This window comes from Nonomuraea sp. NPDC050227 (assembly GCF_044459705.1).
In the GTDB taxonomy this organism is placed as follows: Bacteria; Actinomycetota; Actinomycetes; order Streptosporangiales; family Streptosporangiaceae; genus Nonomuraea.
The window spans coordinates 81313-104675 of the sequence record NZ_JBITJF010000013.1 but is presented as its reverse complement, the minus strand read 5'-3'; the positions used below and the strand labels follow the sequence as shown (position 1 = coordinate 104675).

The following is a 23363-nucleotide window of genomic DNA, read 5'->3' as shown; positions in this document are numbered from 1 at the left end:
CGTGACGATCTTCTCCTACCCTCCGAGGAGTGAGCCCCGTGACGTTGCCCGCCGACAGCCATGTGCACAGCGAATGGTCCTGGGACGCCCCGAAGGGCGACATGGAGCGTTCCTGCGCGCGGGCGGTGGAGCTCGGCCTGCCCGCCATCGCCTTCACCGAGCACGTCGACCACACGGTCTGGACGGTCGACCCCGGCGCCCTCGACGGCCACGACCACCTGCTCGCGCTGACGACGCCGGACGGCCACCTCCCTCCCCCGGCCTTCGACGCCGCGGGCTACCTGGAGGCGGTCGAGCGGTGCCGCGAGCGTTTCCCGCAGCTGCGCATCCTGAGCGGCCTGGAGCTGGGCGAGCCGCACCGGCACGCCGGGGAGGTCGCCCGCGTGCTCGCCGCCGGGCGCTTCGACCGGGTGCTCGGCTCCCTGCACAGCCTGCCCGCCGGCGACGGGTTCTGCGAGCCGCCCGGCCTGTACGCCCGCAGCGCCGCCGCCCAGGTGGTCCGGGACTACCTGGCCGAGATCCCCGAACTGGTCGCGGGCAGCGACGTGTTCGCCGTGCTGGCCCACGTCGACTACCCGGTGCGCTACTGGCCGCGGGCGGCCGGGCCGTTCGACCCGGCCGGCTTCGAGGAGGAGTTCCGGCACGCGCTGCGGGTGACCGCCGGGTCGGGCCGGGCGCTGGAGATCAACACGGTCCTGCCGCTGCACACGACGCTGCTCGGGTGGTGGCGGGAGGAGGGCGGGCAGGCCGTGACGTTCGGCAGCGACGCCCACGAGCCGTCCGTCGTCGCGCGCCGGTTCCGGGAGGCGGCGGAGCTGGCCCGGGCGCACGGCTTCCGCCCGGGCCGGGACCCGTACGACTTCTGGGGCCGTACGGGCTGACCGCCGCCCTCCGGGCCCCTCAGCGGTCCACCAGGCGGGCCCGGAGCAGCGCCAGGTCGTCCGGTGGCAGGCCGCCGGCCAGCAGGTACGCCTGCGCGCCGCCGTGCCGCTCGTCCAGGTGGGCCAGGGCGGCCAGCATGGTGTCCGCGGTGACCTCGGCGAACAGGCGCAGCGCCCTGGCCCGCCCCGCGTCGCCGTCCAGGGCGGCCAGGTGCTCGTCGAGGCGCAGGCAGACGGCCGTCATGGCGTAGTCGGCGGCGATCTCCTGCCGGGAGACGCCGGCCAGCGAGAGGGCCAGCGCGACCGCCAGCCCGGTTCTGTCCTTGCCGGAGTGGCAGTGCAGCAGGACGCCCCCGTCCGGCGCGTGGGCGACGGCCGACAGGACGGCGGCGAACCGGGCGGCGCCCCGGTCGAGGATCACCCGGTAGATGCCGGGCAGGGTGTCGTCCAGCGCCTCCAGGACGGTGTCCTCGTCCCGCAGGACGGGCAGGTGGCGGCGGCCCGGCACGTCGGGACCGGGGTCGGCCCGGCACTCGGCGGCCAGCCGGAGGTCGGCGACGAGCCGGATCCCGTGCGCCCGCAGCGCCGGGACGGCCGTGCCCCTCGGACGGTCGCCCCGCACCAGCGCGCCCCACCGGATCCGCCCGCCGTCCTCGGTCGGGAGCCCGCCGAGGTCGCGCACGTTCTCGCAGCCCGGCCAGCTCAGCACCCGGCCGCCCGACGGCGGCTCCAGGCGCGTCACGCGAGGTCCCGCAGGTTGCTGGTCCAGGCGTCGATGGTGGCCTGCCACTCCTTCGGATCCTCCGGCCGTCCGGGCACGCCGGGCCTGGTCTGCCAGGGCAGCGGCCCCGACTCCGGCCGGTACTCCACCCCGATCGCCGCCAGCCGCGGCAGGTGGCCCGCCAGCCGCGCGCGGAAGTCCTCCAGGTCGCGTCCGGGCGGCCCCCAGACGGTCTCGGCGAAGGCCGCCAGCCGGGGGAAGACCATGTAGTCGACCCGCCTGTTGGAGTCGATCAGCTCCGTCCAGACCCCGCACTGGGCGCCGAGCACCCGTTCCGCCGCCGGGTCGTCGCGCAGCTGCGCGGGCACGGGCTCGAAGGCGTAGACGTCCTCCAGCGCCAGCACGGTCCCGAACGGCACCGGCTCGTCCTCCCCCGGCCCCTGGCGGTAGTCGAAGTAGACCTGGGTGTTGGAGCAGTTGATGACGTCGTGCCCGCGCCGGGCGGCGGCCACCGCCCCGAGGTCGCCGCGCCAGGACGCCACCACCGCCCCGGGCGCCAGCCCGCCCTCCAGGATCTCGTCCCAGCCGACCAGGCGGCGTCCCCGGGCGGCCAGGAAGTCGTCGAACTGGTGGATGAACCAGCTCTGCAGCTCCTCCTCGTCCCGCAGGCCCAGCTCCCTGATCCGGCGCTGGGCCGACGGGCTCTCCCGCCACTGCTCCTTGCGGCACTCGTCGCCGCCCACGCACACGTACGGGCTGGGGAACAGCTCCAGCACCTCGTCCAGCACGTTCTTGAAGAAGGCGACGGTGGCGTCCTCGGCGTTGAGCACGTTCCGGCCGATGCCCCAGGTCGTGCGGACCTCCAGCGGCGTGCCGAGGTTGCCCAGCTCGGGGTAGGCGGCGATGGCGGCCTGGGTGTGGCCGGGCAGGTCGATCTCGGGCACGACGGTGACGTGCCGGGCGGCGGCGTAGGCGACGATCTCCCTGAGGTCGTCCTGGGTGTAGTAGCCGCCGTGGGGGCGGCCGTCCATGGCGCCGTTCCAGCCGGTCTGGCTCTCCCGCCGCCACGCGCCGACCTCGGTCAGGCGGGGGTACCGCCTGATCTCGACGCGCCAGCCCTGGTCGTCGGTCAGGTGCAGGTGCAGGACGTTCAGCTTGTGCAGGGCCATCAGGTCGATGAACCGCAGCAGGTCGTGCTTGGTCATGAAATGCCGGGCGACGTCCAGGAGGCAGCCGCGCCAGCCGAAGCGGGGCTCGTCCTCGATGTGCACGCCCGGCGCGACCAGGGGTTCGGCGGCCGGCGACCGGCGGTAGGCGGCGGCGGGCAGGAGCTGGCGGAAGGTCTGCGCGCCGTAGAAGGCCCCGGAGGGCCCGCCCGCGTCGATGGCGACGCCGTCGTCGCCCACGCTCAGCCGGTACGCCTCCGGGCCGAGGTCGTCGCCCAGCCCCAGGGTGATCGTCCCCGGGCCCGGCGTGCCGGGCAGCAGCTCACCTCCGGTGACCTGGCCGAGCTCGGCGCGCAGCCAGGCGGCCACCCCGGCGAGCGCCGGGTCGGCGGTGAGCGCCGTGCGCCCGTCGAGGACGAACCTCCCGCGCCTGGTCCCGTGGCTGACGGGCCTGGGAACGATCTTCAAGTGCATCTCCTCACTGACAGGTGACGGTGGCGTCGGCGAAGTCGGCGTGGTCGGAGGTGGCGTTGTCCCCGCCGTTGGTCGCGACCAGCCGGACGAACCGGGCGCCCGCGACGGACGCCGTGACCTTCCTGGCGGGCATGGCGCCGGTCAGCACGCCGGAGTGCGCGACCCGGCCGCCGTCGGCCCACACCTCGAAGTCGGCCGAGCCGGCCTGGCCGACCTCGTCGTCGATGCCGGCCTGGAACTCGACCGTCGTGCACCGGCCGGCGGTGTGGAACTCGATGTCGGCGGGGGCGTGCGTGCCCAGGCCCTTGGCGTACCGGACGCCCTCGACGGTGATCGGACGGCCGTCGCCGGCGGCCCGCTCGCCGTTGCTGGTGTCCTTCTCGACCGGGCCGAAGTAGTTCGTGGCCCTGGTCCAGGCCAGGTCGCTCAGGTAGGTGCGGCCCGTGCCCGGCGCCCTGGCCACGATGACGACGGCGACGGCGCGCCGGTCGCCCTGGGTGAAGGCGACCTCGTAGGTGCCGGGCGCGGCGTCCGCGGGCGGGGTGACCGTCCAGGTCACGGTGAACGTCTCGGCGGCGCCGAGCCGGGCGGTCCTGGCCGGCGTGCGGGCCTCGGCGCGCCAGCCGTCCGGCGCGGACGCCTTGACCTCGACGTCCCGCAGCGGGGCGGTGGCCCCGGTGTTCGTGACGCGGGTGACCAGCTCGCCGGGCACGCCGGGTTCCAGCACCGAGGGCCGGTCCTCGCCGAGGAAGCGCGGCGGGTCGGCCTCGAAGGTCACCAGCGGCGGCGCCTGCTCCCGGCTCTCCGAGACCCGGTAGAGCACCGCCGCGTGCGCCGGGACCTGCGCCGACAGCACGTCTTTTGTCGAGCTGACCGCGCCGGACCACAGCTCCTCGACCCGGTGGCGGGAGCCCGCGCCGAGCCGGGTGGAGATGACCGCCGCCCGGTCGCTCTCGTTGAACAGCGCGATCGCCCGGTCGCCGCCGTCCAGGGGCTTGGCCAGGACGTGGTACCAGCCGTCGGAGGCGACGAGCCGGCCGTGCGCGCCCAGCCGGTCCTGGTCCACCGCGATCACCTTGGGGTTGGCGACGACGGCCGCCGGCGCCTTGGCCGGGTCGGCCTGCAGGACGAGCGGCGCGGCCCCCATGGCCCACAACGTGAACTGGGCGCGGTACTCGGTCTCGGTCATCCCGCCGCGCCCGGCCTGGATCAGGTCGGGGTCGGCCCAGCTGCCCGGCCCGGCGTACTCGGCTCTGAGCTGGTTGGTCTCCCAGATGTCCACCATGCTCGGGTAGCTGTCGGGGATGGGCTTGTTGTAGACGTTCGTCCGCCAGGTGGTGGCGCCGGCGTCCTTGCCCCACAACCAGGGCACGGTGCTGCCGTCCTCGTTGTTCATGGCGAACACCACGCCGTCGCCGAGGGCCTGGCGCATGCGCGGGTAGAGGGTCTGGGCGATCTGCTGCACGTTCTGGCCGGGGAAGTCGGCCGTGGGGACGTTGCACCAGTCGTACTTGACGTAGTCGGCGCCCCAGGCCCTGAGCTGGGCGGCGTCGGCGGCCTCCTGCTTGTAGGAGCCGGGGCCGCCGCCGGAGCACGCCTTGGCGCCGGCCGACAGGCTCAGGCCGAGCTTGAGGCCCTTGGCGTGCAGCTCGTCGGCCAGCGCCTTGACGCCGCCCGGGAAGCGGGCCGGGTCGGGGGCCAGGGCGCCGCCGCTGCGCTGGGCGGCCAGCCAGCAGTCGTCGAGCACGACGTACCGGTAGCCGAGCGGCGCGAGCGGGGCGAGGGCGCCGGCGGCCTGGCGGACGGCCGCCTCGGAGACCGAGCAGCCCAGGGAGCGGCTGCTCCAGCCCATCGGGGGCGCCGCGACGGCCGCCGCGGTCGCCACGGAACCGGGTAAGGGCGCGAAGGGCAGGGTGAGGAGGGCCGCCGCGACGGCGGCCGTGATCGTGCGCATGGGGATCCCGTCAGGCTGGGTGGAGGCTCGGGTCGCCCGGCTCGACGACGAACGAGCCGGAGGTGTAGGCGGGCGCGTACGGCTCGGTCACCCGGGACAGCGAGCGGAAGTCGACCTTCATCTCCTGCTGGGTGAGCTTGGCGCGGACGTAGCCGCGGCGGCCGTTGAAGAACTTCACGTGCGGGTTCTCGGCGAGCAGCGTCTGGGTGTTGGGGTACTCGTCGAGGCCGTTGCCGGCGCTGGTGACCGACGTGGTGACCAGCTCGACCGCGACGGACTTCGACTCGGGGTCCTGGAAGTCGCGCTTGACCTCCCCGGCCCAGTGGGAGTGCACGTCGCCGGTGAGGACGACCGCGTTGCGCCGGTGGTCGTCGATGGCGGCGGTCAGCCGGTTGCGGGAGGCGACGTAGCCGTCCCAGCCCTCGTTGGAGTAGCCCTTGCCCTCGCCGTTGGTCCAGTCCATCTCCATGAGGAAGACCTGCTGGCCGAGCAGGTCCCAGGTGGCCTGGGAGCCCTTGAGCTGCCCGTCGAGCCAGGACTCCTGCTCGCCGCCGAGCATCGTGCGGTTGGGCGCCAGCCGCTCGGCGCAGTCGGCGCCGACCGTGCCGCTCCTGCCGGTGCAGGCGTACAGGTCGCGGTACTGGCGGGTGTCGAGCATGTGCAGGTTGGCGACCGCGCCCCAGCGGATCGTGCGGTAGAGCCGCAGGGCCGGGCCGTCGGGGCGCTGGGCGCGGCGCAGCGGCATGTTCTCGTAGTACGCCTGGAAGGCCGCGGCCCGGCGGGCGAGGAAGGGCGGGTCGGGCTGCTCGGGCACGTCGCCGGCCCAGGCGTTCTCGATGTCGTGGTCGTCCCACACGACCACCCAGGGGGCGATCGCGTGGGCCAGCCGCGACTCGGGGTCGGCCTTGTGCTGGGCGTGCCGCAGCCGGTATCCGGCCAGGTCGAGGCATTCGCCGCCGGCCTGGTCGCGGACGGGGTACTTGTAGTCGCCGTACTCGTAGATGTAGTCGCCAAGGAAGGCGATGAGGTCGGGGTGGTCCTCGGCCATCCGGCGGTAGGGGGTGAACCAGCCGGTCTGGTAGTCGGCGCAGGAGGTGAACGACAGGTTCAGGGGGCGGGAGCGGGCGCCGGGAGCGGGGGCGGTCAGGGTGCGGCCGACCTCGCTGATCTCGCCCTCGGCGCGGAAGCGGTAGAAGTACTCCGCGCCCGGGCGCAGGCCGTCCAGCTCGACGTGCACGCTGTGGGCCGACTCGCGGCGGGCCTGCTCGACGCCCTGGCGCACGACGTGGCGGAAGTTCTCGTCGGAGGCGAGCTGCCAGTGCACCGGCACGACGCGGTCCGGCATGCCGCCGAGCCCGTCGAGCGCGACCGGGTCCATGGCGAGCCGGGTCCAGAGGACGACGCCGTCCGGCGTGGGCTCGCCGGAGGCGACGCCCAGCTGGAACGGGTCGGACAGGGGGGCACGCCGGGCCGCCGCGCGCACGGGTGAGGCACCCAGTGCGGCGGCGAGGCCCAGGCTCGCGCCCCCGGCGAACAACGATCGCCGGGTGATCAATGGAGCTCCTACTTGACGGAGGCGTTGCCGGCGGCCACGGCCTGGTCGGCGGCCTGCTGGGGGGTGAGCTTGCCGAGGTACATCTCGTTGAGGATCTGGTTGAGCTTGTTCTCGAAGCCGGTGAAGCCGGTGGTGACCGGCAGCGGGAAGGTCTGGCCCTCCGACTCCTCCTGGAACGGCGAGACGTCGAGCTTCTTGGACTTCCAGTAGTCGACGTAGCCCTGCGCCAGGCCGTTGAGCGCGGGGAAGACGTAGCCGCCGTCGGCCATCATCTTCTGCGGCTCCTCGGTGCCGAGCCAGGTGGCCAGCTTCATCGCCTCGGCCGGGTGGGCGCTCTTGGCGGAGACGGCCTCGGACAGGCCGTTGAGGTTCACCGAACGGCCCTGCGGGCCCTCGGGCATGGCGGCGACGCCGATCTCGAAGTTGGCCTCCGGCGCGACGAACGGCAGCAGCGCGTTGTTCGCCGGGAACATGGCGACCTTCCCGGCCTTGAACATGTCGGTGACCTTGCCGGTGGGCGGGTTGGTCTGGGTGGCCGGGGGCGAGACGTGGTGCTTGTTGACCAGGTCCACGCCGAACTGCAGCCCCTGGACGGAGGCGGCGTCGTTGAAGGTGTAGCTGCCGAAGGGCTTGTCCAGCAGCTTGCCGCCGTTGGAGCTGACCCAGTTCATCCACTGCGTCTGGTAGTGGTTCCAGGAGGCGAAGCCGTACGTGGTGACCTTGGCGGGGTCGAAGCCGGGCTCGCCGGGGTGCTTGCCGGCCTCGTCCACGGTGAGCTTGCGGGCGGTGTCGAGCAGGGTGCCGGAGCCGTCGGCCGCCCAGGTGAGCTTGTCCGGCATGGTCACGCCGGCCTTGGCGAACAGGTCCTTGTTGTAGAGCAGGCCGACGATCCCCCAGTCCTTCGGCACGCCGTACAGCTTGCCCTGGTAGGTGAACGAGCCGACCACGGTCTGGTGGTACTTGGAGCCGTCCACCTGGACGGGCGCCAGCACGCCCTTGGTGACGAACTCGGGGAACTGGGTGGGGCTCATCCAGAAGACGTCCGGCGCGGTCCCGGCGACGGCGTCGGCGGTGAGCTTGGTCCAGTACTGGTCGTAGGGCAGCAGTTCTATCTTGACGTCGATGCCCGGGTTGGCCTTCTCGAAGGCGGCCATCACCTTCTCGTAGCCGACCTTCTGCTGGTCGTCCCAGAGCCGGTAGGTGAGCGTGACCTTGCCGGAGTCTCCGGAGCCCGACCCGCAGCCGGACAGGATGAGCGTGGCGGCGCAGAGCAGCGCCCCGGCCCAGCGAATCGGGGGGGATTGCAACATTCGCTGACCTCTTGTTCGTGTGCTACTTGAGGCCGGTGAGGACCACCGACCGGACGATGTGTCTTTGGAAGAAGACGAAGACGGCCACCATCGGCACGAGCGCGATCAGCCCGCCGGCCATCATCAGGTTGTAGTCGACGCCGATGCCGACCTTGAGGGTGGCGAGCGCCACCGTCATCACCCTGGTCTCGTCGCCGCTGGTGATGATCAGCGGCCAGATGAAGCTGTTCCACGACGAGATCACGGTGATGATCGTCAGGGTGCCGAGCGCCGGGCGGCACAGCGGCAGCAGGATGCGCAGCAGGACGGTCATCGCCCCGGCCCCGTCGATCCGGGCGGCCTCCTCCAGCCCGGCGGGCAGGGACTTGAAGAACTGGCGCATCAGGAAGATGCCGTACGGGGTGCCCAGCACGTACGGGATGAGCAGGCCGTACCAGGTGTTGACCAGGCCGAGCTCGCGCATGATGAGGAACAGGGGGATCATCGTGACCGCGCCCGGCACCATCATGGTGGCGACGTACAGCCAGAACAGGGCCTCCCTGCCCCGGAAGCGCAGCCGCGCGAAGGCGTAGGCGGCGAAGGTGGTGAAGACGAGCTGCCCGAGGGTGAGCGCGACCGTCATCAGCAGGGTGTTGAGCACGTACCGGGGGAAGTCGCCGCTCAGCAGCCGGGTCAGGTTCGCGGTGGTCGGCGGCAGGCCGGGCAGCCACGGCTCGGTGGAGCTGAGCTGCGACTGCGTCTTGAACCCGGTCAGCACGACCAGCAGGTACGGGAAGACGGAGACGAACGCGCCGGCCGCGAGCACGACGTGGAGCAGGGTGCGCTTGATCATGGGGGGCCTCAGCTCAGGTCGTAGGTGGTGCGCTTGCCGAAGAACCTGACCTGCGCCAGCGTCACCAGCAGGATGACCCCGAACAGCAACATCGACAGGGTCGAGGCGTAGCCGAAGTCGAACTGCTTGAACGCCGTCTCGTAGATGCGGAAGTTGAGCACCTCGGTGCTCTGGCTGGGGCCGCCGTTGGTCATGACGTAGACGGTGTCGAACACCTGGAAGGCGCCGATCAGGTTGGTCACCATGACGAAGAACATCGTGGGGTTGAGCAGCGGCAGCGTGATGCGCCAGAACCGCTGGGCGGGGGTGGCGCCGTCGGTGGCGGCGGCGTCGTACAGCTCCTTGGGGATGCCCTGGAGGCCGGCCAGGAAGAACAGCATGGTGTAGCCGGTGTGCTGCCAGACGTTGACCAGCACGATCGCGGGCAGCGCCCAGGCAGGGTCGGACAGCCAGTCCGGGCCGGTGACGCCGACCAGGCCGAGCAGGCTGTTGAGCGCGCCGTCGCGCGGGTCGAAGATCCAGTTCCAGACCAGGCCGAGGACGATCGGGGTGGCCATCCACGGGATCAGGTACAACGAGCGGTACAGCCGCAGGCCCTTGACCTTGCGGTCCAGCAGCAGCGCCAGCAGCAGGGCCAGCACGGTCTGCAGCGGGATGCACAGGACGACGTACAGGAGGGTGACGCCAAGCGCGTGCCAGCTCTCGCCGTCGGCGGCCAGCCGGCGGTAGTTGTCCAGCCCGGCGAACGTGGGCTCCGACAGCAACTCCCAGTTGAAGAAGCTGAGCACCAGGACGATGACGACCGGCAGCAGCAGGAACGCCACCACCCCGAACAGGCTGGGCCCGACGAACAGGTAGGCGTGCCAGTCACGGGTGCGCCTGCGCGGCGGCCGCCGCGGAGCCTCCTTGGCGGCGGCCCGGACCGTCTCGGTGATCACGACGGGTCCGTGGCGGTGGGGACCAGCAGGCGGCGGGTGGTCTCCAGCCCCCACTCGTCGAGGGCGGCGATCGGGTCGCTGGAGCCGCGCAGGCCGCCGGTGCCCTCGATGTGCGCCGCCCACTTCTGCCGGGCCTCCACCTCGGGCCGCACGATGAGGCAGTCGGGGTCGTTGACCCACCAGCGGGCGTGCAGGAACTCGCGGGCCGCGCCGGTCAGCCGGGCGCCGAGCTGGGAGGGCTGGCTGATGTCGCCCGACCGGGGGTGCAGGGTGGGCGCGATGTCGGGGCTGACCCGCATGATGTCGACCAGCCCGATGCTGGGCAGCATGGGCGCGCCGCAGCCGTGCAGGGTGGCCTCGGGGCCCGCGCCGCGCCGCACGAGCTCCAGCCCGCGCCGGTAGGCCGCGATCGGGTCGAGGTCCTCGTGGCGGCGGCCGGCCAGGGCGCCGGCGTAGAGGTAGTCGAGCTTGAAGTGGGTGACGCCCATGGCGGCGAAGGCGGCGAAGACGTGGACCAGGTGCTCGGCCGCGCCGGGGTGGGTGACGTCGAGGACGGCGAGGTCCTGGTTCCACATGCGGCCCGCGTACGCGCCGTCCACCAGCCAGTCGGGGTGCTCGTGGAACAGGCGGCTGTCGTGGCCGACCAGGAAGGGGGCGGTCCAGATGCCGGCGCGGCGGCCGGAGCCGGTGACGGCGTCCAGGGCGCGGGCGAGGGAGCCGAAGCCGGGCCTGGGGTCCAGCCAGTCGCCGATGCCGGCCTCGTAGCCGTCGTCGACGAGGAACATGTCGGCGGTCAGGCCGTGCCGGTCGGCCAGCGCCAGGTTCTCCAGGACGTCGGCGTCGGTGACCTTGTCCCAGTAGCCGTACCAGGTGCACCACATGGGGGGGACGGCGGGGAACGTCCTGGGTTCTGCCATGCCGTCCGCCCAGTCGCGCAGGGCCCGGCCGAGGTCGCCCTCGACGCGCTGGTGGCGTACCGGGCCGTCGGCGGAGATGACCAGGCGGTCGCCCTCCCGGCGGGCCCGGACGGAGGGCACCTGGAGCGGTCCGGGCGCGCTCCACAGCTCGACCGCGCCGTCGCCGGTCTCGACGGCCAGCAGCCCCTCGCCCTGGAAGACGCCGTCGGGGACGGGCGTCTCGGGGCGGTAGCAGAGGATCTGGATCGTCTCGTCGGCGGGTCTGGGCGGAAGGTCCCCGAGGCCGTAGGCGCCGGTGGGGCTCCACGACTGCCAGCCGTGCTCGAACACCCGGGTCCGGGCCTGGTCGCACCTGATCTCGCCGACGTCAACGAATGACATCAGACCTCATCTCTCTCAACTTACGAAGGAGCGCTTCATTAGTAGCACCGTCGCTTTCGGAGGGTCAACGCCCAATTTGAAGGGGTTCATGGGTGGTGCGCCGTCGAGCTGGCCCCTGGCATAATCTCTGCTTACAGAGGAGACCTACGTTAAGGACGGCGATGGCGGATCTACGCGGCGGCGACCTGTCACGGCTGCGACAGCTCAACTCGCTGACCGCCATCCGGGCGTTGCGCCGGGCCGGCCCGCTCACCCTGTCGGCGCTGGCCGAGCGCACGGGGTTGTCGCGGCCGTCCATGAAGGAGGTCGCCGGCGAGCTGATGGACCTGGGCTGGGTGGAGGAGGTGCCGCCGAGCCCCGGCTCGATGGGCCGGCCGGCCCGCCGCTACCGCTTCCGCGCCGACAGCGGCTACCTGGTCGGCGTCGACGTGGGCGGCCACAACATCCGCGCCGCCCTGTCCGACCTCGACGGCGAGATCCTGGCCGAGACCCGCCAGCCGGTGCTGCCGGACGCGCCGCTGGAGGAGCGGCTGGCCGCGATCGAGCGGGCCGTCTCCGGCTGCCTGTCGCTCGGTCGCGTCGCGGTGTCCGACCTGTGGACGATCGCCGTCGGCACCATCGGCATCATCGACATCGAGGGGCGGGTCATCTACTCGGCCGCCGTCCCGTCCTGGCGCGACCTCGACCTGGCGGGCCGGATGCGGGAGATGTTCCCCTGCCAGGTGCTGATCGAGAACGACAGCCGCCTGGCCGCCATGGCCGAGACCCGGCGCGGCGTCGCCCAGGGCGCCAAGGACGTGGTGTTCCTGCACGTCGGCAGGCGTATGGGCGCCGGGCTGATCATCGGCGGCCGGGTCCACCGGGGGTTCGGGGCGGCGGCCGGGGAGATCTCCATGCTGCCCGAGGCCCGCTGGTTCGACGCGCCCGAGCACCTCAACTCGTGCGCGGCCGTCCCCGAGGGCACGCCGCCGGAGGACGCGGCGGGCTACACGCTGGCCGCCGCCAGGAACGGCGACCCGGTGGCGCTGGAGGCGGTCGGGCGCTATCTCGACGATCTGGCCGTGGGCGCGGCCGCCATGGTGCTCGTCCTCGATCCGCAGGTCGTGGTGCTGGGCGGCGGGTTCTCCAGGTCGGCGGACGTGCTGCTCGGGCCGCTGCGCGAACGGCTGGAGCGGCGGTGCATGCGCATGCCGGAGGTGCGGGCGTCCACGCTGGGCGACGAGTGCGTGGTGGCGGGCGCGATCGACTACGCCGTCGACCACCTCGACGAGCAGCTCTTCACCCCCGAGAGCGGCCCGCTGCCCCTCACCCGCTGACCCCCGTTTGCGGGTTTCCTGCAATCGGTTGTTGCAGAAATAGCCACGCCACCAGGTACAACGCTCGAAGCGTTTGCAGTTTTACCTGGACATCTTGACCTTTCCTCGACACGAAGCCACTGTTGCTGCAACCGGTTGGCAAGGCTCGCGCGGCACCCCCCTTCCACTCCTCCCTCGAAACGGAGCTGGACGTGCGTAAGAACCAACCCTTGGCGACGAGACTGGCGGTCGTGCTGACCACCGGCCTGCTCACCGCCGGCGGCCTGGTCGCCGTGCTGAACACGCCCGCCTCGGCGGCCCCGGCCGGCGGGAACTACACGCTGGTCAACGGCGGCAGCGGCCTGTGCGCCACCGTGCCGGGGCAGAGCACCGGCGACGGCGTGCAACTCGCGCAGAACGCCTGCGCCGAGGCCGCCGGGCAGGTCTTCACCCTCACCGCCGCCGGGAGCGGCTTCCAGGTCAAGGCCGCCCACAGCGGGAAGTGCGCCGGCGTCCGCGACGCCTCCACCAGCGCGGGCAAGCCCGTGCAGCAGGAGACCTGTACGGGCGCCGCCTCCCAGACCTGGCAGCTCACCGCCGCCGGCGACGCGTACCGGATCGTCAACGCGGGCGGCGGCAAGTGCCTCAACGTCAAGGACGACTCCACCGCGCCGGGCGCGCTGCTGCAGCAGAACTCCTGCGACTCGGCCGCCACCAAGCAGTGGACCCTGAAGCCCGCCGGCGGTGGACCGACCACCGGCCCCACCTCGACGCCCACTGTGACGCCCACTGTCACGCCGACCGTCCCGCCGCCGACCGGCGCGCTGTACGTCTCCCCGACCGGCAGGGACGGCGCGACCGGCACCCGGTCCGACCCGACGACGCTCACCTCCGCCATCACCCGCGTCGCCGCGGGCGGCACGATCTACCTGCGCGGCGGCACGTACGCCTTCAGCCAGACGGTCACCATCGCCCCCGGCAACGACGGCACCGCCGCGGCCCGCAAGACGTTGTCGGCCTACCCCGGCGAGACGCCCGTGCTGAACTTCGCGGCCCAGAGCGAGGACCCGGCCAACCGCGGGCTCGCCGTCAACGGCTCGTACTGGCACCTGTACGGCATCACCGTCGAGCGCGCCGGCGACAACGGCATCTTCGTCGGCGGCAGCGGCAACATCATCGAACGGTCGGTGACCCGGTACAACCGCGACACCGGGCTGCAGCTCTCCCGGATCGCCTCCGACACGCCGCAGAGCCGGTGGCCGTCCGGCAACCTCGTCCTGAGCACGGTCTCGCACGACAACGCCGACTCCGACGGCGAGGACGCCGACGGCTTCGCCGCCAAGCTGACCGTCGGCCCCGGCAACGTCTTCCGGTACGCGGTGTCCCGCAACAACATCGACGACGGCTGGGACCTGTACACCAAGACCGAGACCGGCCCGATCGGCCCGGTCACCGTCGAGGACTCCCTGGCCTACGGCAACGGCACGCTGAGCGACGGCAGCCAGGCCGGCAACGGCGACCGCAACGGCTACAAGCTGGGCGGCGAGGACATCAAGGTCGACCACGTCGTGCGGCGCAACATCGCCTACCGCAACGGCAAGCACGGCTTCACCTACAACCGCAACCTCGGCACGATGTCGATCACCGGGAACGTCGCCGTCGACAACGCCGAGCGCAACTTCTCCTTCGACGGCGGCACCTCGGTGTTCCGCGACAACACCTCGTGCCGCTCCGGCAGCGGCGCCAACGACAAGATCGTCGGCTCCGCGGACGCGTCCAACCAGTTCTGGTCCGGCTCGAACGGCTCCCGCTGCTCGGCCTACGGCGGCGCTTTGAACTGGTCCTTCGCCTCGGACGGCCGCCTGGTGGTGACCTTCGGCGGCGTCCCGGTCGTCCCGGCGGGCTGACCGGCGGCCCCTGAGGCCCGGGACCCGCGTCAGGGTCCCGGGCCTTCGCCGTGCCGGTGGGGTAAACGAGGCGGAAGTGGAAAAGGTGGCCTTGTGAGGGCCTCCCGGTGAGGCCGCCGCGTCCCGTACGAAGAAAGAGCAGACGCCATGCCGTCTTCTGCCCTGCACCGTTCCATCCAGGCCGCCGAGCCCGGCGGCGCCCTGGCCCAGGCCCCGGCGCGGACCCGCGAACCGGGCCCCGGCCAGGTGCGGATCACCGTCGAGGCGTGCGGGGTGTGCCATTCCGACGCACTGATCATCGGCGGCGCGCTCCCGGGCACCGCCTTCCCCGTCACGCCGGGGCACGAGATCGCCGGACGCGTCGACGCGATCGGCGACGGCGTCGCGGGCTGGTCCGTGGGCGACCGGGTGGCGGTCGGCTGGTACGGCGGGAGCTGCGGCCACTGCGACGCCTGCCGGGAGGGCGACGGGGTGCTCTGCCCCGAGCTCCAGGTGCCGGGCGCCGCCTACCCGGGCGGGTTCGCCGACTCGGTCGTGGCGCCGGCCGTCGCGCTGGCCGCGATCCCCGACGAGCTGACCGCGGTGCAGGCGGCGCCCCTGGCCTGCGCGGGCGTGACCGTGTTCAACGCGCTGCGGCGCAGCTCGGCGCGGCCTGGCGACACCGTCGCGATCCTCGGGCTGGGCGGCCTCGGCCACCTGGGCGTGCAGTTCGCCGCGCGGATGGGCTTCGACACGGTCGCCATCGCGCGCGGGAGCGACAAGGAGCCGCTGGCCCGCGAGCTCGGCGCCGCCCACTACATCGACGGCGCCGCCGAGCAGGCCGCCGACGCGCTGCTGGCGCGGGGCGGGGCCAAGGTGGTGCTGGCGACGGTGACCAGCTCGGCGGCGATGTCCGGCACGATCGACGGGCTGGGCCGGCGCGGCGAGCTCATCACCGTCGGCATCGACACCGACCCGCTCGCCGTCACTCCGCTGCAGCTCGTCGGCGGCGCCCGTCGGGTCTACGGGCACGCCTCCGGCATCGCCGTGGACACCCAGGACACCATGAGGTTCGCCGCGCGGAGCGGCGTGCGCGCCTGGACGGAGGAGGTGCCGCTGGAGGAGGCCGCGACGGCGTACCAGCGGATGATGTCCGGGCAGGCCCGCTTCCGCATGGTCCTGACCACCGGCAACTGAGGAGGGCGGCCATGACCGAGTCCTACGACCCGCGCCGCACCGCGGTGCTGCTGGTCGATCCGTACAACGACTTCATCTCCGAGGGCGGCAAGGTGTGGCCGCGGCTCGGGCCGGTGGCGCAGGCGATCGGCCTGCTGGACAACCTGCGGGCGGTGATCGCCGCGGCGCGCGCGGCCGGCGTGCGGGTGGTGTTCGTCCCGCACCGCCGCTGGCAGCCGGGCGACTACGAGGGCTGGGCCCATCCGAACCCGACGCAGCACGGCATCCAGGAGCGGCACACCTTCGCCCGCGGCTCGTGGGGCGGGGAGTTCCATCCCGACCTCCAGCCGGAGGAGGGCGACGTCGTCGCCGCCGAGCACTGGGCGCAGAGCGGGTTCGCCAACACCGACCTGGACCTCCAGCTGCGGCAGCGCGGCGTCACGCACGTGGTGGCCGTGGGCGTGCTGGCCAACACGTGCGTGGAGTCCACCGGGCGGTTCGCCATGGAGCTGGGCTACCACGTGACGCTGGTGCGCGACGCGACCGCCGCGTACCTGCCGGAGATGTTGCACGCCGCGCACGAGCTCAACGGTCCCACCTTCGCCCACGCCATCCTGACCACGGAGAAACTCGTCGCGGCCTTCTCACGGGGCTGACCGGGCCGAGCCGGGGCTCGGGCGGGCGGGGCGGGTGGCCGTCCAGTAGGACCGGGCCGTCCCGGCGGCCAGGCCGGCCACGACGAGCCCGATGATCCCGTGGTACCAGCGCCAGCCGACGCCGAGGCCGACGAACCCGTCGAGGATCATGATGCCCGCGCCTCCGCCGAGCGCCGCCAGCATCACCGCCAGCACGGCGAGCATCGCGGCCCGCGGCAGCCGGCGGCCCGCGGCCGTGACGGTGGCCACGGCGACACAGGCCCCCAGCACCCCGGAGGCCGCCGCGAACCCCTGCGCGAGTGACGGGTCCAGGAAGTAGCGCGCGGCCTCGGCCGCCGGCACGGGCGGCCCGCCGGGGAAACCGAGCCTGCCCTGGACGGCGAAGGCGGCCTTGCCCGCCGCGTACCCGAGCATCAGCGCCGCAAGCCCGTACGCCGGCCAGCGCCGCGGGTGATGAGAGTCGACCATGCCCGCAACGCTAGGGACCGCCCGGCGCCCGCCCCTCCCCACCGCGCGCGAACCTCCTCCCCCGTCAGAGGGATCCCACCCGCCTTCGGCGTCGGCGAGGGGCCCGCGATTCGGCGGCCGGAATTCATGCCATTCTTCTTCTGGAAATTCGGGGCTATCGTTTCGCCATCTCATGGATTCAATGTCCGGACATATCCGTTTCCGGCGTTAATTCATTCCTATGGAGGTGGCTTCATGCCCTCACGGCTATGGAGAATCGCGGGCGCGCTCGCGCTCGCCGTCCCGTTCACAGTGGCCGCACCGGCCGTGGCGAGCGCGGCGGACCCGCCGTCGGTGGTGATCGACTCCGCCGAGCCCGCCCCCGGCCTGATCCGGCTGACCGGCCGCTTCACCACCGCCTACGACGTGTCCGTCGTGGTGGACGGCGAGCGCGTAGAGCGGGCCGAGGTCACCGACCCCGACGCCGACGACAGCGGAACCTGGTCCTACGACCTCGACACCGGCGCCCTGGACGGCGAGATCGAGGTCTACGCCAAGGCCACGGCCGCCGACACCCGCTACGGCGCCTGGTCGCCGCCGCTGACCCTGCGCGTGGACAATCCGCAGGCCAGGGCCCCGCGCGTGGCGATCGCCGAGCCCGCCGACGGGGCCCGGCTCACCCGTCCCACGCCGGTCCGGGTGGACGTGGCCGGCGCGGACGTGCGCTCGGTCCGGGTCCGCGTCAACGGCGGCCCCTGGCAACCCGCCGCCGGCGCGCGGGGGCGCTACGTCACGCTGCTGAACCCGGCCAGGTACGGCGACGTGATGGCGAGCCTGGAGGCCGAGGCGGTGGACGCGCGCGGCCACGTGTCCAGGTCGTCCACCACGTATGTGGCGCTCGGCGCGGCGCGCGGGCAGGCCCCGGTGCCGCACCGGCAGGACCGGGCGATGTGGATCTGGGAGAAGGCGTCCTACAACCTGGTGCTCAACCCTGGATCGCGCCGCCTGCTGGAGACCGTCCTGCCCGCCGGGTCGACGCTCTACCTGGGCGTGGACACCTACGCCGGGCGCGACATGATCGAGGACGCGCGTCCCGGGCTGCGTGACCTGGTGGCCTGGGCGCACGGCCGGGGCATGAAGGTGCACGCCACCGTCGCCGGCGGGACGCGGCCGCCGTACCTGGGGGCGCTGTCCCGCTACCGCGAGCGGGCCGTCGGGGAGATGGAACGGGTGCTCGACTACAACCTGTCCGCCAAGCCGGCGGAGCGGTTCGACGGCATCAACGTCGACATCGAGCCGTACAGCCTGCCCTGGTTCACCAGCGGCAAGCCCGACGTGCAGATCCAGTGGCTGGACACGCTGCGCGCGATGATCGCCCGCCGGGACGCCTCCGGGCAGCCGCTGCTGTTCGGCCCGGCCGTGCCGCGCTGGCTGGACACCTCCGCCTGCTGCACCGGCATCACCTACGGCGGGACCACCCGCACCTTGGCCGAGCACGTCCAGGACCTCAGCGACTACATCGCGATCATGGACTACCGCGACCAGGCGGACGGCGGCGCCGGCATCATCGCGCAGGCGGCCGGCGAGCTGGCCTACGCCGAGCGGATCGGCAAGCCGCTGTCGGTGGTGGTCGGCGTGGAGACGCTGGACATCGCGACCAGCGGCGACCCCTCCAGCATCACCTTCCGCGAGGAGGGCAGGGACGTGCTGGAGGCCGAGCTGGCCAAGGTCTCCCAGGCGTTCGGGGGCAGCCCGGCCTTCGCCGGGATCGCGCTGCACCACTACGACTCCTACCGGGAGCTGCCCACGGTCTGGGGGCCATCGGCCAGGTGGCCCGAGCCGCCCGCCGACTCCGGGCCGCCCACGGGCGTGGCCTCGCCGCCGCGGGCCGTGGCGTTCGGCCACGCCACGGTGGACCTGACGTACGGGCGGGCGCGCGACGACACCGAGGTCGCCCACTACGAGGTGCACCGCTCGACCGAGGCGGGCTTCACCCCGGGCCCCGGCACGCTCGCCGGGAAGGCCCGCGGCCTCACCCACACCGACACCGGCCTGCTGCCCGCCACCACCTACCACTACCGGGTCGTGCCGGTGGACGTGGCCGGTCACCGCGGCCCGCCCTCGGCCCCGGTGACCGTGACGACCGGCGCGAGCGGCCTGCGGCCCATGGTCGTGCAGTCGATGGCGGTGACGGTGGAGGGCGGCGCGGCCCGCGTACGGCTGCGGGTGGTGGACAAGGAGAGCGGGCAGCCGGTGGCCGCCACGGTGCGCGGGCGGTTCACCTTCTCCGCCGGCCGCTACGTGACGGTGACCGCGGGCGCCGACGGCTGGGCCACCGCGACGTCGGAGGCGCTGAAGCAGCCGACCGGCGAGGTGGGCTTCGCCGGTCACCGCCTGACCGCCGCGGGCCACTACTGGGCCGCCGCCTACGACCGCGACAAGGACGTCACGGCCCGCTGGTGACCCCCAATGGAGGGAATTCATTCCTAATATGCCGCGAATAACGGAGTGAATTAAGGGTTGACATTACTTTGGAATGGCGAGAAGAATCCCGTTATGGAGCCACCTGAAGGAATGAATTCCCTCCCCAGGGGAAGGCGATTCCGCACCCTCGCGGCGCGCCTGCGGCAGGAGATCGTGCAGGGCCGCTGGCCGGTCGGCGGCCGGCTGCCGACCGAGTCCGAGCTGGCGCAGACCTACTCGGTCGGGGTCAACACCGTGCGCCGCGCGGTCGACCTCCTGGTCGAGGAGGGGCTCGTCCGGCGCCGGCAGGGGTCGGGCACCTTCGTGACCAGCTCCGTCACCCCGGGGGCCAGGCCGCGTCTCATCGGCGCGCTCGTCCCGTCGAACACCTACTACTTCCCGCAGGTCGTGCAGGGCATCGAGCGGGCGGCCACCGCCGCCGGCGTGCAGCTCGTGCTGGCCTGCTCCAACTACGACCCCGACGTCGAGGCCGGGCAGATCCAGCAGCTCGTCGACGTCGGCGTGGCCGGTCTGCTGCTGGTGCCCAACCTGCACCTCGCCGCCGACCCCGACGCCCACCTGGCCCGCCTGCGCGGGCTGCCCGTGCCGTACGTGCTGGTGGAACGCCGCCCGGCCGACCCCCGCCCGGCCGACCCGACCTCCTACGTCTGCACCGACGTGCACGGCGGCGGCTACGCGGCGGTGCAGCACCTGAGCGGGCTCGGCCGCAGCAGGATCGGCTACCTCGGCCGCATCGGCACCGCCAGCTCCGAGCAGGTCTTCGCGGGATACCGCCAGGCCGTCGCCGACCTCGGGCTTCCGGAGATCCCGGAGGCCGTGGCCAGGCAGCCCGTCTGGACCGGCCCCGACATGCTGGCCTACGCCAACACGCTGGTCGCCGAGAAGGTGCGCGCGGTGGTGTGCCTCGGCGACCGCGAGGCCACCGCGCTGCTGCCCTACCTGCGCCGGGTCGGCCTGACCGTGCCCGACGACATCGCCGTCGTCGCCTATGACGACGAGGTCGCCGACCTGTCGGAGGTGCCGCTCACCGCGGTCTCGCCGCCCAAGGCCGAGGTCGGCCGGATGGCGACCGAGCTGCTGCTGCGCCGGATCGAGCTCGGCCCCGCCGCCCCCGTCTGCCGGGTCGTGCTGCAGCCCCGCCTGGCCGTCCGCGCCTCCTGCGGAGCCGCCTCCGGCAGCCTGGTCGAGGTCCGCGTCCCGACGTGACGGCGGCCTCCCCCTCACCCCCCTTCCCCCCTCTTCGTTCCTGTTGGAGGACCCAATGAGAGTGCGCGTGCTCGCCGCTGCCGCGGCGGCCGTCCTCACCGTGGCCGGCACGGCGTCGTGCGGCGGCCCGGCCGACGACTCCGGGGCGGTCACCCTGAAGCTCGGCTTCTACGCCGCCGCGGGCGACCCGGCCGACACGACCATGCGGGAGCTCGTCAAGGAGTTCACGGCCGCCAACCCGTCGATCAAGGTGCAGCTGGAGGTCGCGCCGTACGTCAAGTTCTTCGAGCGGCTCAGGACGCAGATCGCCGGCGGCCAGGCGCCCCAGGTGTGGTTGTCGGACGGCGTGCTCGTGCAGGAGTTCGCCGCCCGCGGCGCGCTCGCCGACCTGAGCGACCGGGTCAAGACGGTCAACGCCGCCGACTTCTCCGGCATCGAGCTGAACCGCGACGCCCAGGGCCGGGTCTTCGGCTTCCCCCAGGGCGCCCAGACCCCGGTGCTCTTCTACAACAAGAAGCTGTTCGCCGAGGCCAAGGTGGCCGAGCCGACGGCCGAGTGGACCTACGACGACCTGGCCGCCGCGGCCAAGAAGCTCACCAAGGACGCCAACGGCGACGGCAAGCCCGACACCTACGGCTTCCGCGCGTACTCGCCGGGGTTCACCGAGAGCTGGTGGCCCATCGTCAAGGCGTTCGGCGGCGACGTCGTCGCCGACGGGGGCCGCAAGGTCGTCGTCGACAGCCCGCAGTCCACGGCCGCGCTCGACTGGATGCTGCACGCGATGGGCAAGGACGGCTTCGCCCCCGACTACGTGACCACCGAGGCCATGGGCAAGGGCGTGGTGCACACGCTGTTCGCGACCGGCCGCGTCGCCATGTCGTACGGCATCTACGCCCGGACGCTGCCCGCGGTGAGCGCGGGCGTCGACTTCGGCGTGGCGCCGCTGCCGAAGGGCCCGGCCGGGCGCGGCAACGTCGCGATCGTCAACTCCTGGGTGGTCGGCAAGGGCGCCTCCCCCGCGCAGGCCGACGCGGCGTGGAAGTGGATCACCTTCTTCTCCGGCGAGGGCCCGCAGCGCAAGTGGGCCGAGCTGGGCGAGGCGATCCCGATCAACAAGAAGGTCGCCGCCACGGCCCTGCCCGCCGACCGCGGCCCGGTCTTCCTGGAGTCGCTGGACGCGGCCACCGACCTCGGCACCAACGCCGTGTGGTCGGAGTACACCGAGGCCCTGGCCAAGCGCATGAACGAGGCCCTGTCGGGCGCCACGCCGGTCGCCACCGCGCTGCAGACCGGACAGAAGGAGGCCCAGGAGGTCATCGACCGCTTCTACGCCGGGAAGACGCAGTGACGGTGCTCACCAGGCGCTCCGGGCAGGTGGCCGCCGAGCCGCGGCCGCCCGCCCGGCGGCGGCGCACGGGCGAGCGGGCCTGGGCCTTCGCGTTCGCCTCGCCCTACCTCCTGCACCTGGTCGCGCTGGCCGCCTGGCCGCTGCTGGCCTCGCTGTTCTTCAGCATGACCGAGTACGACCTGATGTCGGCGCCGAGGTTCGTCGGGTTCGGCAACTTCACCCGGCTGTTCGGCGACCCGGTCTTCTGGCGCACGCTGGGCAACACCGCCTACTTCGCGGTGCTGTTCGTACCGGCGCAGACGGCGCTGGCCCTCGCCCTGGCGGTCGCGCTCAACCAGCGGCTGCGCGGCATGGCGCTGTTCCGCGCGGCCTACTTCGTGCCGGTCGTCTCCTCGTGGGTGGTCGTCGCCTACGTGGCCGACGCCGTCTTCAACCCGCAGACCGGCATCGCCAACCAGGTGCTCGGCTTCCTCGGGCTGCCGGCCGAGAACTGGTTGCAGGATCCGGCGCTGGTGATCCCCACGCTGGCGGCGGTCGCGGTCTGGAAGGGCGTCGGCTACATGACGGTGCTCTTCCTGGCGGGCCTGCAGGCCATCCCCGAGGAGCGCTACGAGGCCGCCAAGATCGACGGCGCGTCGGCCTGGAACCGGTTCCGCTACATCACCCTGCCGGGCATCTCCGGCACCACGTTCCTGGTGCTGGTGCTCACCTCCATCGAGACGCTGCAGTCGTTCGAGCAGGTCTTCGTGATGACCGACGGCGGGCCGCACGGCGCGAGCGAGCTGACCGTGCTCTACCTCTACCGGCAGGGTTTCCAGTTCTTCCAGATGGGCTACGCCTCGGCCGTGGCGTGGGTGCTGTTCGTGCTGGTGCTCGCGCTGACCCTGGTGCAGTTCCGGCTCCAGCGCAGGTGGGTGCACTATGCGTAAGACCGTCTCGTACGTGCTGGTGCTGGCGGGGGCGGCGGTCATGCTGCTGCCGTTCGCCGCGGCGCTGGGCAACTCGCTCAAGAGCTTCGCCCAGTACATCCAGGTGCCGCCCGCGTGGATCCCCGACCCGGTCCAGTGGGACAACTACGCCGAGGTGTGGCGGCGCACGCCGTTCGGGCTCTACCTGGCCAACAGCCTGGTGATCGCGGTGCTCGCGGTGGCCGGGAACGTGCTGACCAGCGCCATGGTCGGGCACGCCCTGGCCAGGATGCGGCTGCCGGGCAAGCAGGCGCTGCTGACGATGGCCCTGGGCACGATGATGTTGCCGACCGTCATCACGATCGTCCCGAACTTCCTGCTGTTCCGCTCGCTGGGCTGGCTGGACTCGATGTTGCCGCTCATCGTGCCGTACTGGCTGGCCACGCCGATCGGGATCTTCCTGATGCGGCAGACGTTCCTCGGCATCCCCAAGGACTTCGAGGAGGCGGCCGGCCTCGACGGCGCCAACCCCTGGCAGGTGTTCTGGCGCATCCACCTGCCGCTGGCCAAGCCCGCCCTGGCCACGCTCGCGGTCTTCACCTTCACCACCTCGTGGAAGGCCGTGCTGGAGCCCACGATCTACCTCACCTCGCCGGAGAACTACACGCTGCCGGTCGGCGTGCTGAGCCTGAAGGGGCAGTTCGTCGGCAACGACCAGCTGGTGACGGCCGCGGCGATGATGAGCCTGCTGCCGATGCTGGTGGTGTTCGTGCTGGCCCAGCGTTACTTCGTCCGCGGAACCATGTCCGCGGGTCTCAAGGGCTGACA

The 23363-nt window shown here is 72.6% G+C and carries 19 protein-coding genes; 10 read left to right on the top strand and 9 right to left on the bottom strand.

The features are described 5' to 3' along the window. Nucleotides 1–38: 38 nt before the first annotated feature. The gene (locus ACIBK9_RS40220; protein WP_397164105.1) at nucleotides 39–881 is read left to right on the top strand and encodes a PHP domain-containing protein; all 843 of its coding nucleotides are present in this window, start codon (nucleotides 39–41) and stop codon (nucleotides 879–881) included. 19 nt (nucleotides 882–900) lie between these two features. On the opposite strand, the gene ACIBK9_RS40215 is transcribed toward ACIBK9_RS40220, so the two are convergent. The 8 genes from ACIBK9_RS40215 to ACIBK9_RS40180 are packed head-to-tail and all read right to left on the bottom strand — an operon-like array spanning nucleotide 901 to nucleotide 11129. After that, entirely contained in the window at nucleotides 901–1623 is a 723-nt protein-coding gene (locus ACIBK9_RS40215; protein ID WP_397164103.1) for a tyrosine-protein phosphatase, read from the bottom strand. Further along, nucleotides 1620–3242 (bottom strand): beta-N-acetylhexosaminidase, encoded by a 1623-nt coding sequence (locus ACIBK9_RS40210; RefSeq protein WP_397164101.1) that lies wholly within the window; start codon nucleotides 3240–3242, stop codon nucleotides 1620–1622. Before ACIBK9_RS40210 ends, ACIBK9_RS40215 begins: the two co-directional genes overlap by 4 nt. A gap of 4 nt (nucleotides 3243–3246) precedes the next feature. After that, entirely contained in the window at nucleotides 3247–5196 is a 1950-nt protein-coding gene (locus ACIBK9_RS40205) for an NPCBM/NEW2 domain-containing protein (RefSeq protein ID WP_397164099.1), read from the bottom strand. A 10-nt stretch (nucleotides 5197–5206) separates the two neighbouring features. Further along, nucleotides 5207–6751 (bottom strand): alkaline phosphatase D family protein, encoded by a 1545-nt coding sequence (locus tag ACIBK9_RS40200; protein ID WP_397164098.1) that lies wholly within the window; start codon nucleotides 6749–6751, stop codon nucleotides 5207–5209. Between the two features lie 8 nt (nucleotides 6752–6759). Continuing rightward, nucleotides 6760–8061, bottom strand: a complete 1302-nt coding sequence (locus tag ACIBK9_RS40195) for an ABC transporter substrate-binding protein (RefSeq protein ID WP_397164096.1) — start codon at nucleotides 8059–8061, stop codon at nucleotides 6760–6762. A gap of 22 nt (nucleotides 8062–8083) precedes the next feature. Next, nucleotides 8084–8893, bottom strand: coding sequence for a carbohydrate ABC transporter permease (locus tag ACIBK9_RS40190; RefSeq protein ID WP_397164095.1), 810 nt, complete (start codon nucleotides 8891–8893; stop codon nucleotides 8084–8086). A gap of 8 nt (nucleotides 8894–8901) precedes the next feature. Then, nucleotides 8902–9831, bottom strand: a complete 930-nt coding sequence (locus ACIBK9_RS40185) for a carbohydrate ABC transporter permease (protein ID WP_397164093.1) — start codon at nucleotides 9829–9831, stop codon at nucleotides 8902–8904. Beyond that, nucleotides 9828–11129 carry a glycoside hydrolase family 36 protein gene (locus ACIBK9_RS40180; RefSeq protein WP_397164092.1) on the bottom strand — a complete coding sequence of 434 codons (1302 nt, stop codon included), beginning with the start codon at nucleotides 11127–11129 and terminating at the stop codon, nucleotides 9828–9830. The genes ACIBK9_RS40185 and ACIBK9_RS40180 overlap by 4 nt, the downstream gene beginning before the upstream one ends. A 161-nt stretch (nucleotides 11130–11290) precedes the next feature. On the opposite strand from ACIBK9_RS40180, the gene ACIBK9_RS40175 reads away from it, so the two are divergent. The 4 genes from ACIBK9_RS40175 (at nucleotide 11291) to ACIBK9_RS40160 (ending at nucleotide 16142) form a co-directional block, all read left to right on the top strand. Further along, nucleotides 11291–12445 carry an ROK family protein gene (locus ACIBK9_RS40175; protein WP_387670058.1) on the top strand — a complete coding sequence of 385 codons (1155 nt, stop codon included), beginning with the start codon at nucleotides 11291–11293 and terminating at the stop codon, nucleotides 12443–12445. A gap of 191 nt (nucleotides 12446–12636) precedes the next feature. Continuing rightward, a complete protein-coding gene (locus ACIBK9_RS40170; protein ID WP_397164090.1) occupies nucleotides 12637–14331 on the top strand; it encodes an RICIN domain-containing protein in 1695 nt (564 codons plus the stop codon). Nucleotides 14332–14478: 147 nt separating this feature from the next. Further along, a complete protein-coding gene (locus ACIBK9_RS40165; RefSeq protein WP_397164088.1) occupies nucleotides 14479–15507 on the top strand; it encodes an alcohol dehydrogenase catalytic domain-containing protein in 1029 nt (342 codons plus the stop codon). A gap of 11 nt (nucleotides 15508–15518) precedes the next feature. Further along, nucleotides 15519–16142, top strand: coding sequence for a cysteine hydrolase (locus tag ACIBK9_RS40160; protein WP_397164086.1), 624 nt, complete (start codon nucleotides 15519–15521; stop codon nucleotides 16140–16142). Here the strand turns inward: ACIBK9_RS40160 and ACIBK9_RS40155 are convergent. Beyond that, nucleotides 16131–16610 (bottom strand): hypothetical protein, encoded by a 480-nt coding sequence (locus ACIBK9_RS40155; protein WP_397164085.1) that lies wholly within the window; start codon nucleotides 16608–16610, stop codon nucleotides 16131–16133. The genes ACIBK9_RS40160 and ACIBK9_RS40155 overlap by 12 nt on opposite strands. Nucleotides 16611–16844: 234 nt before the next feature. On the opposite strand from ACIBK9_RS40155, the gene ACIBK9_RS40150 reads away from it, so the two are divergent. The 5 genes from ACIBK9_RS40150 (at nucleotide 16845) to ACIBK9_RS40130 (ending at nucleotide 23361) form a co-directional block, all read left to right on the top strand. Beyond that, nucleotides 16845–19052, top strand: coding sequence for a hypothetical protein (locus tag ACIBK9_RS40150; protein ID WP_397164083.1), 2208 nt, complete (start codon nucleotides 16845–16847; stop codon nucleotides 19050–19052). Nucleotides 19053–19163: 111 nt separating this feature from the next. Then, nucleotides 19164–20279, top strand: a complete 1116-nt coding sequence (locus tag ACIBK9_RS40145) for a GntR family transcriptional regulator (protein WP_358293382.1) — start codon at nucleotides 19164–19166, stop codon at nucleotides 20277–20279. Between the two features lie 55 nt (nucleotides 20280–20334). Further along, the gene (locus ACIBK9_RS40140) at nucleotides 20335–21627 is read left to right on the top strand and encodes an extracellular solute-binding protein (RefSeq protein WP_397164081.1); all 1293 of its coding nucleotides are present in this window, start codon (nucleotides 20335–20337) and stop codon (nucleotides 21625–21627) included. After that, complete coding sequence (locus ACIBK9_RS40135) at nucleotides 21624–22556, top strand: sugar ABC transporter permease (protein WP_358293385.1); 933 nt, start codon at nucleotides 21624–21626, stop codon at nucleotides 22554–22556. Before ACIBK9_RS40140 ends, ACIBK9_RS40135 begins: the two co-directional genes overlap by 4 nt. After that, nucleotides 22549–23361 carry a carbohydrate ABC transporter permease gene (locus ACIBK9_RS40130; protein ID WP_397164079.1) on the top strand — a complete coding sequence of 271 codons (813 nt, stop codon included), beginning with the start codon at nucleotides 22549–22551 and terminating at the stop codon, nucleotides 23359–23361. The genes ACIBK9_RS40135 and ACIBK9_RS40130 overlap by 8 nt, the downstream gene beginning before the upstream one ends. Nucleotides 23362–23363 lie beyond the last annotated feature (2 nt).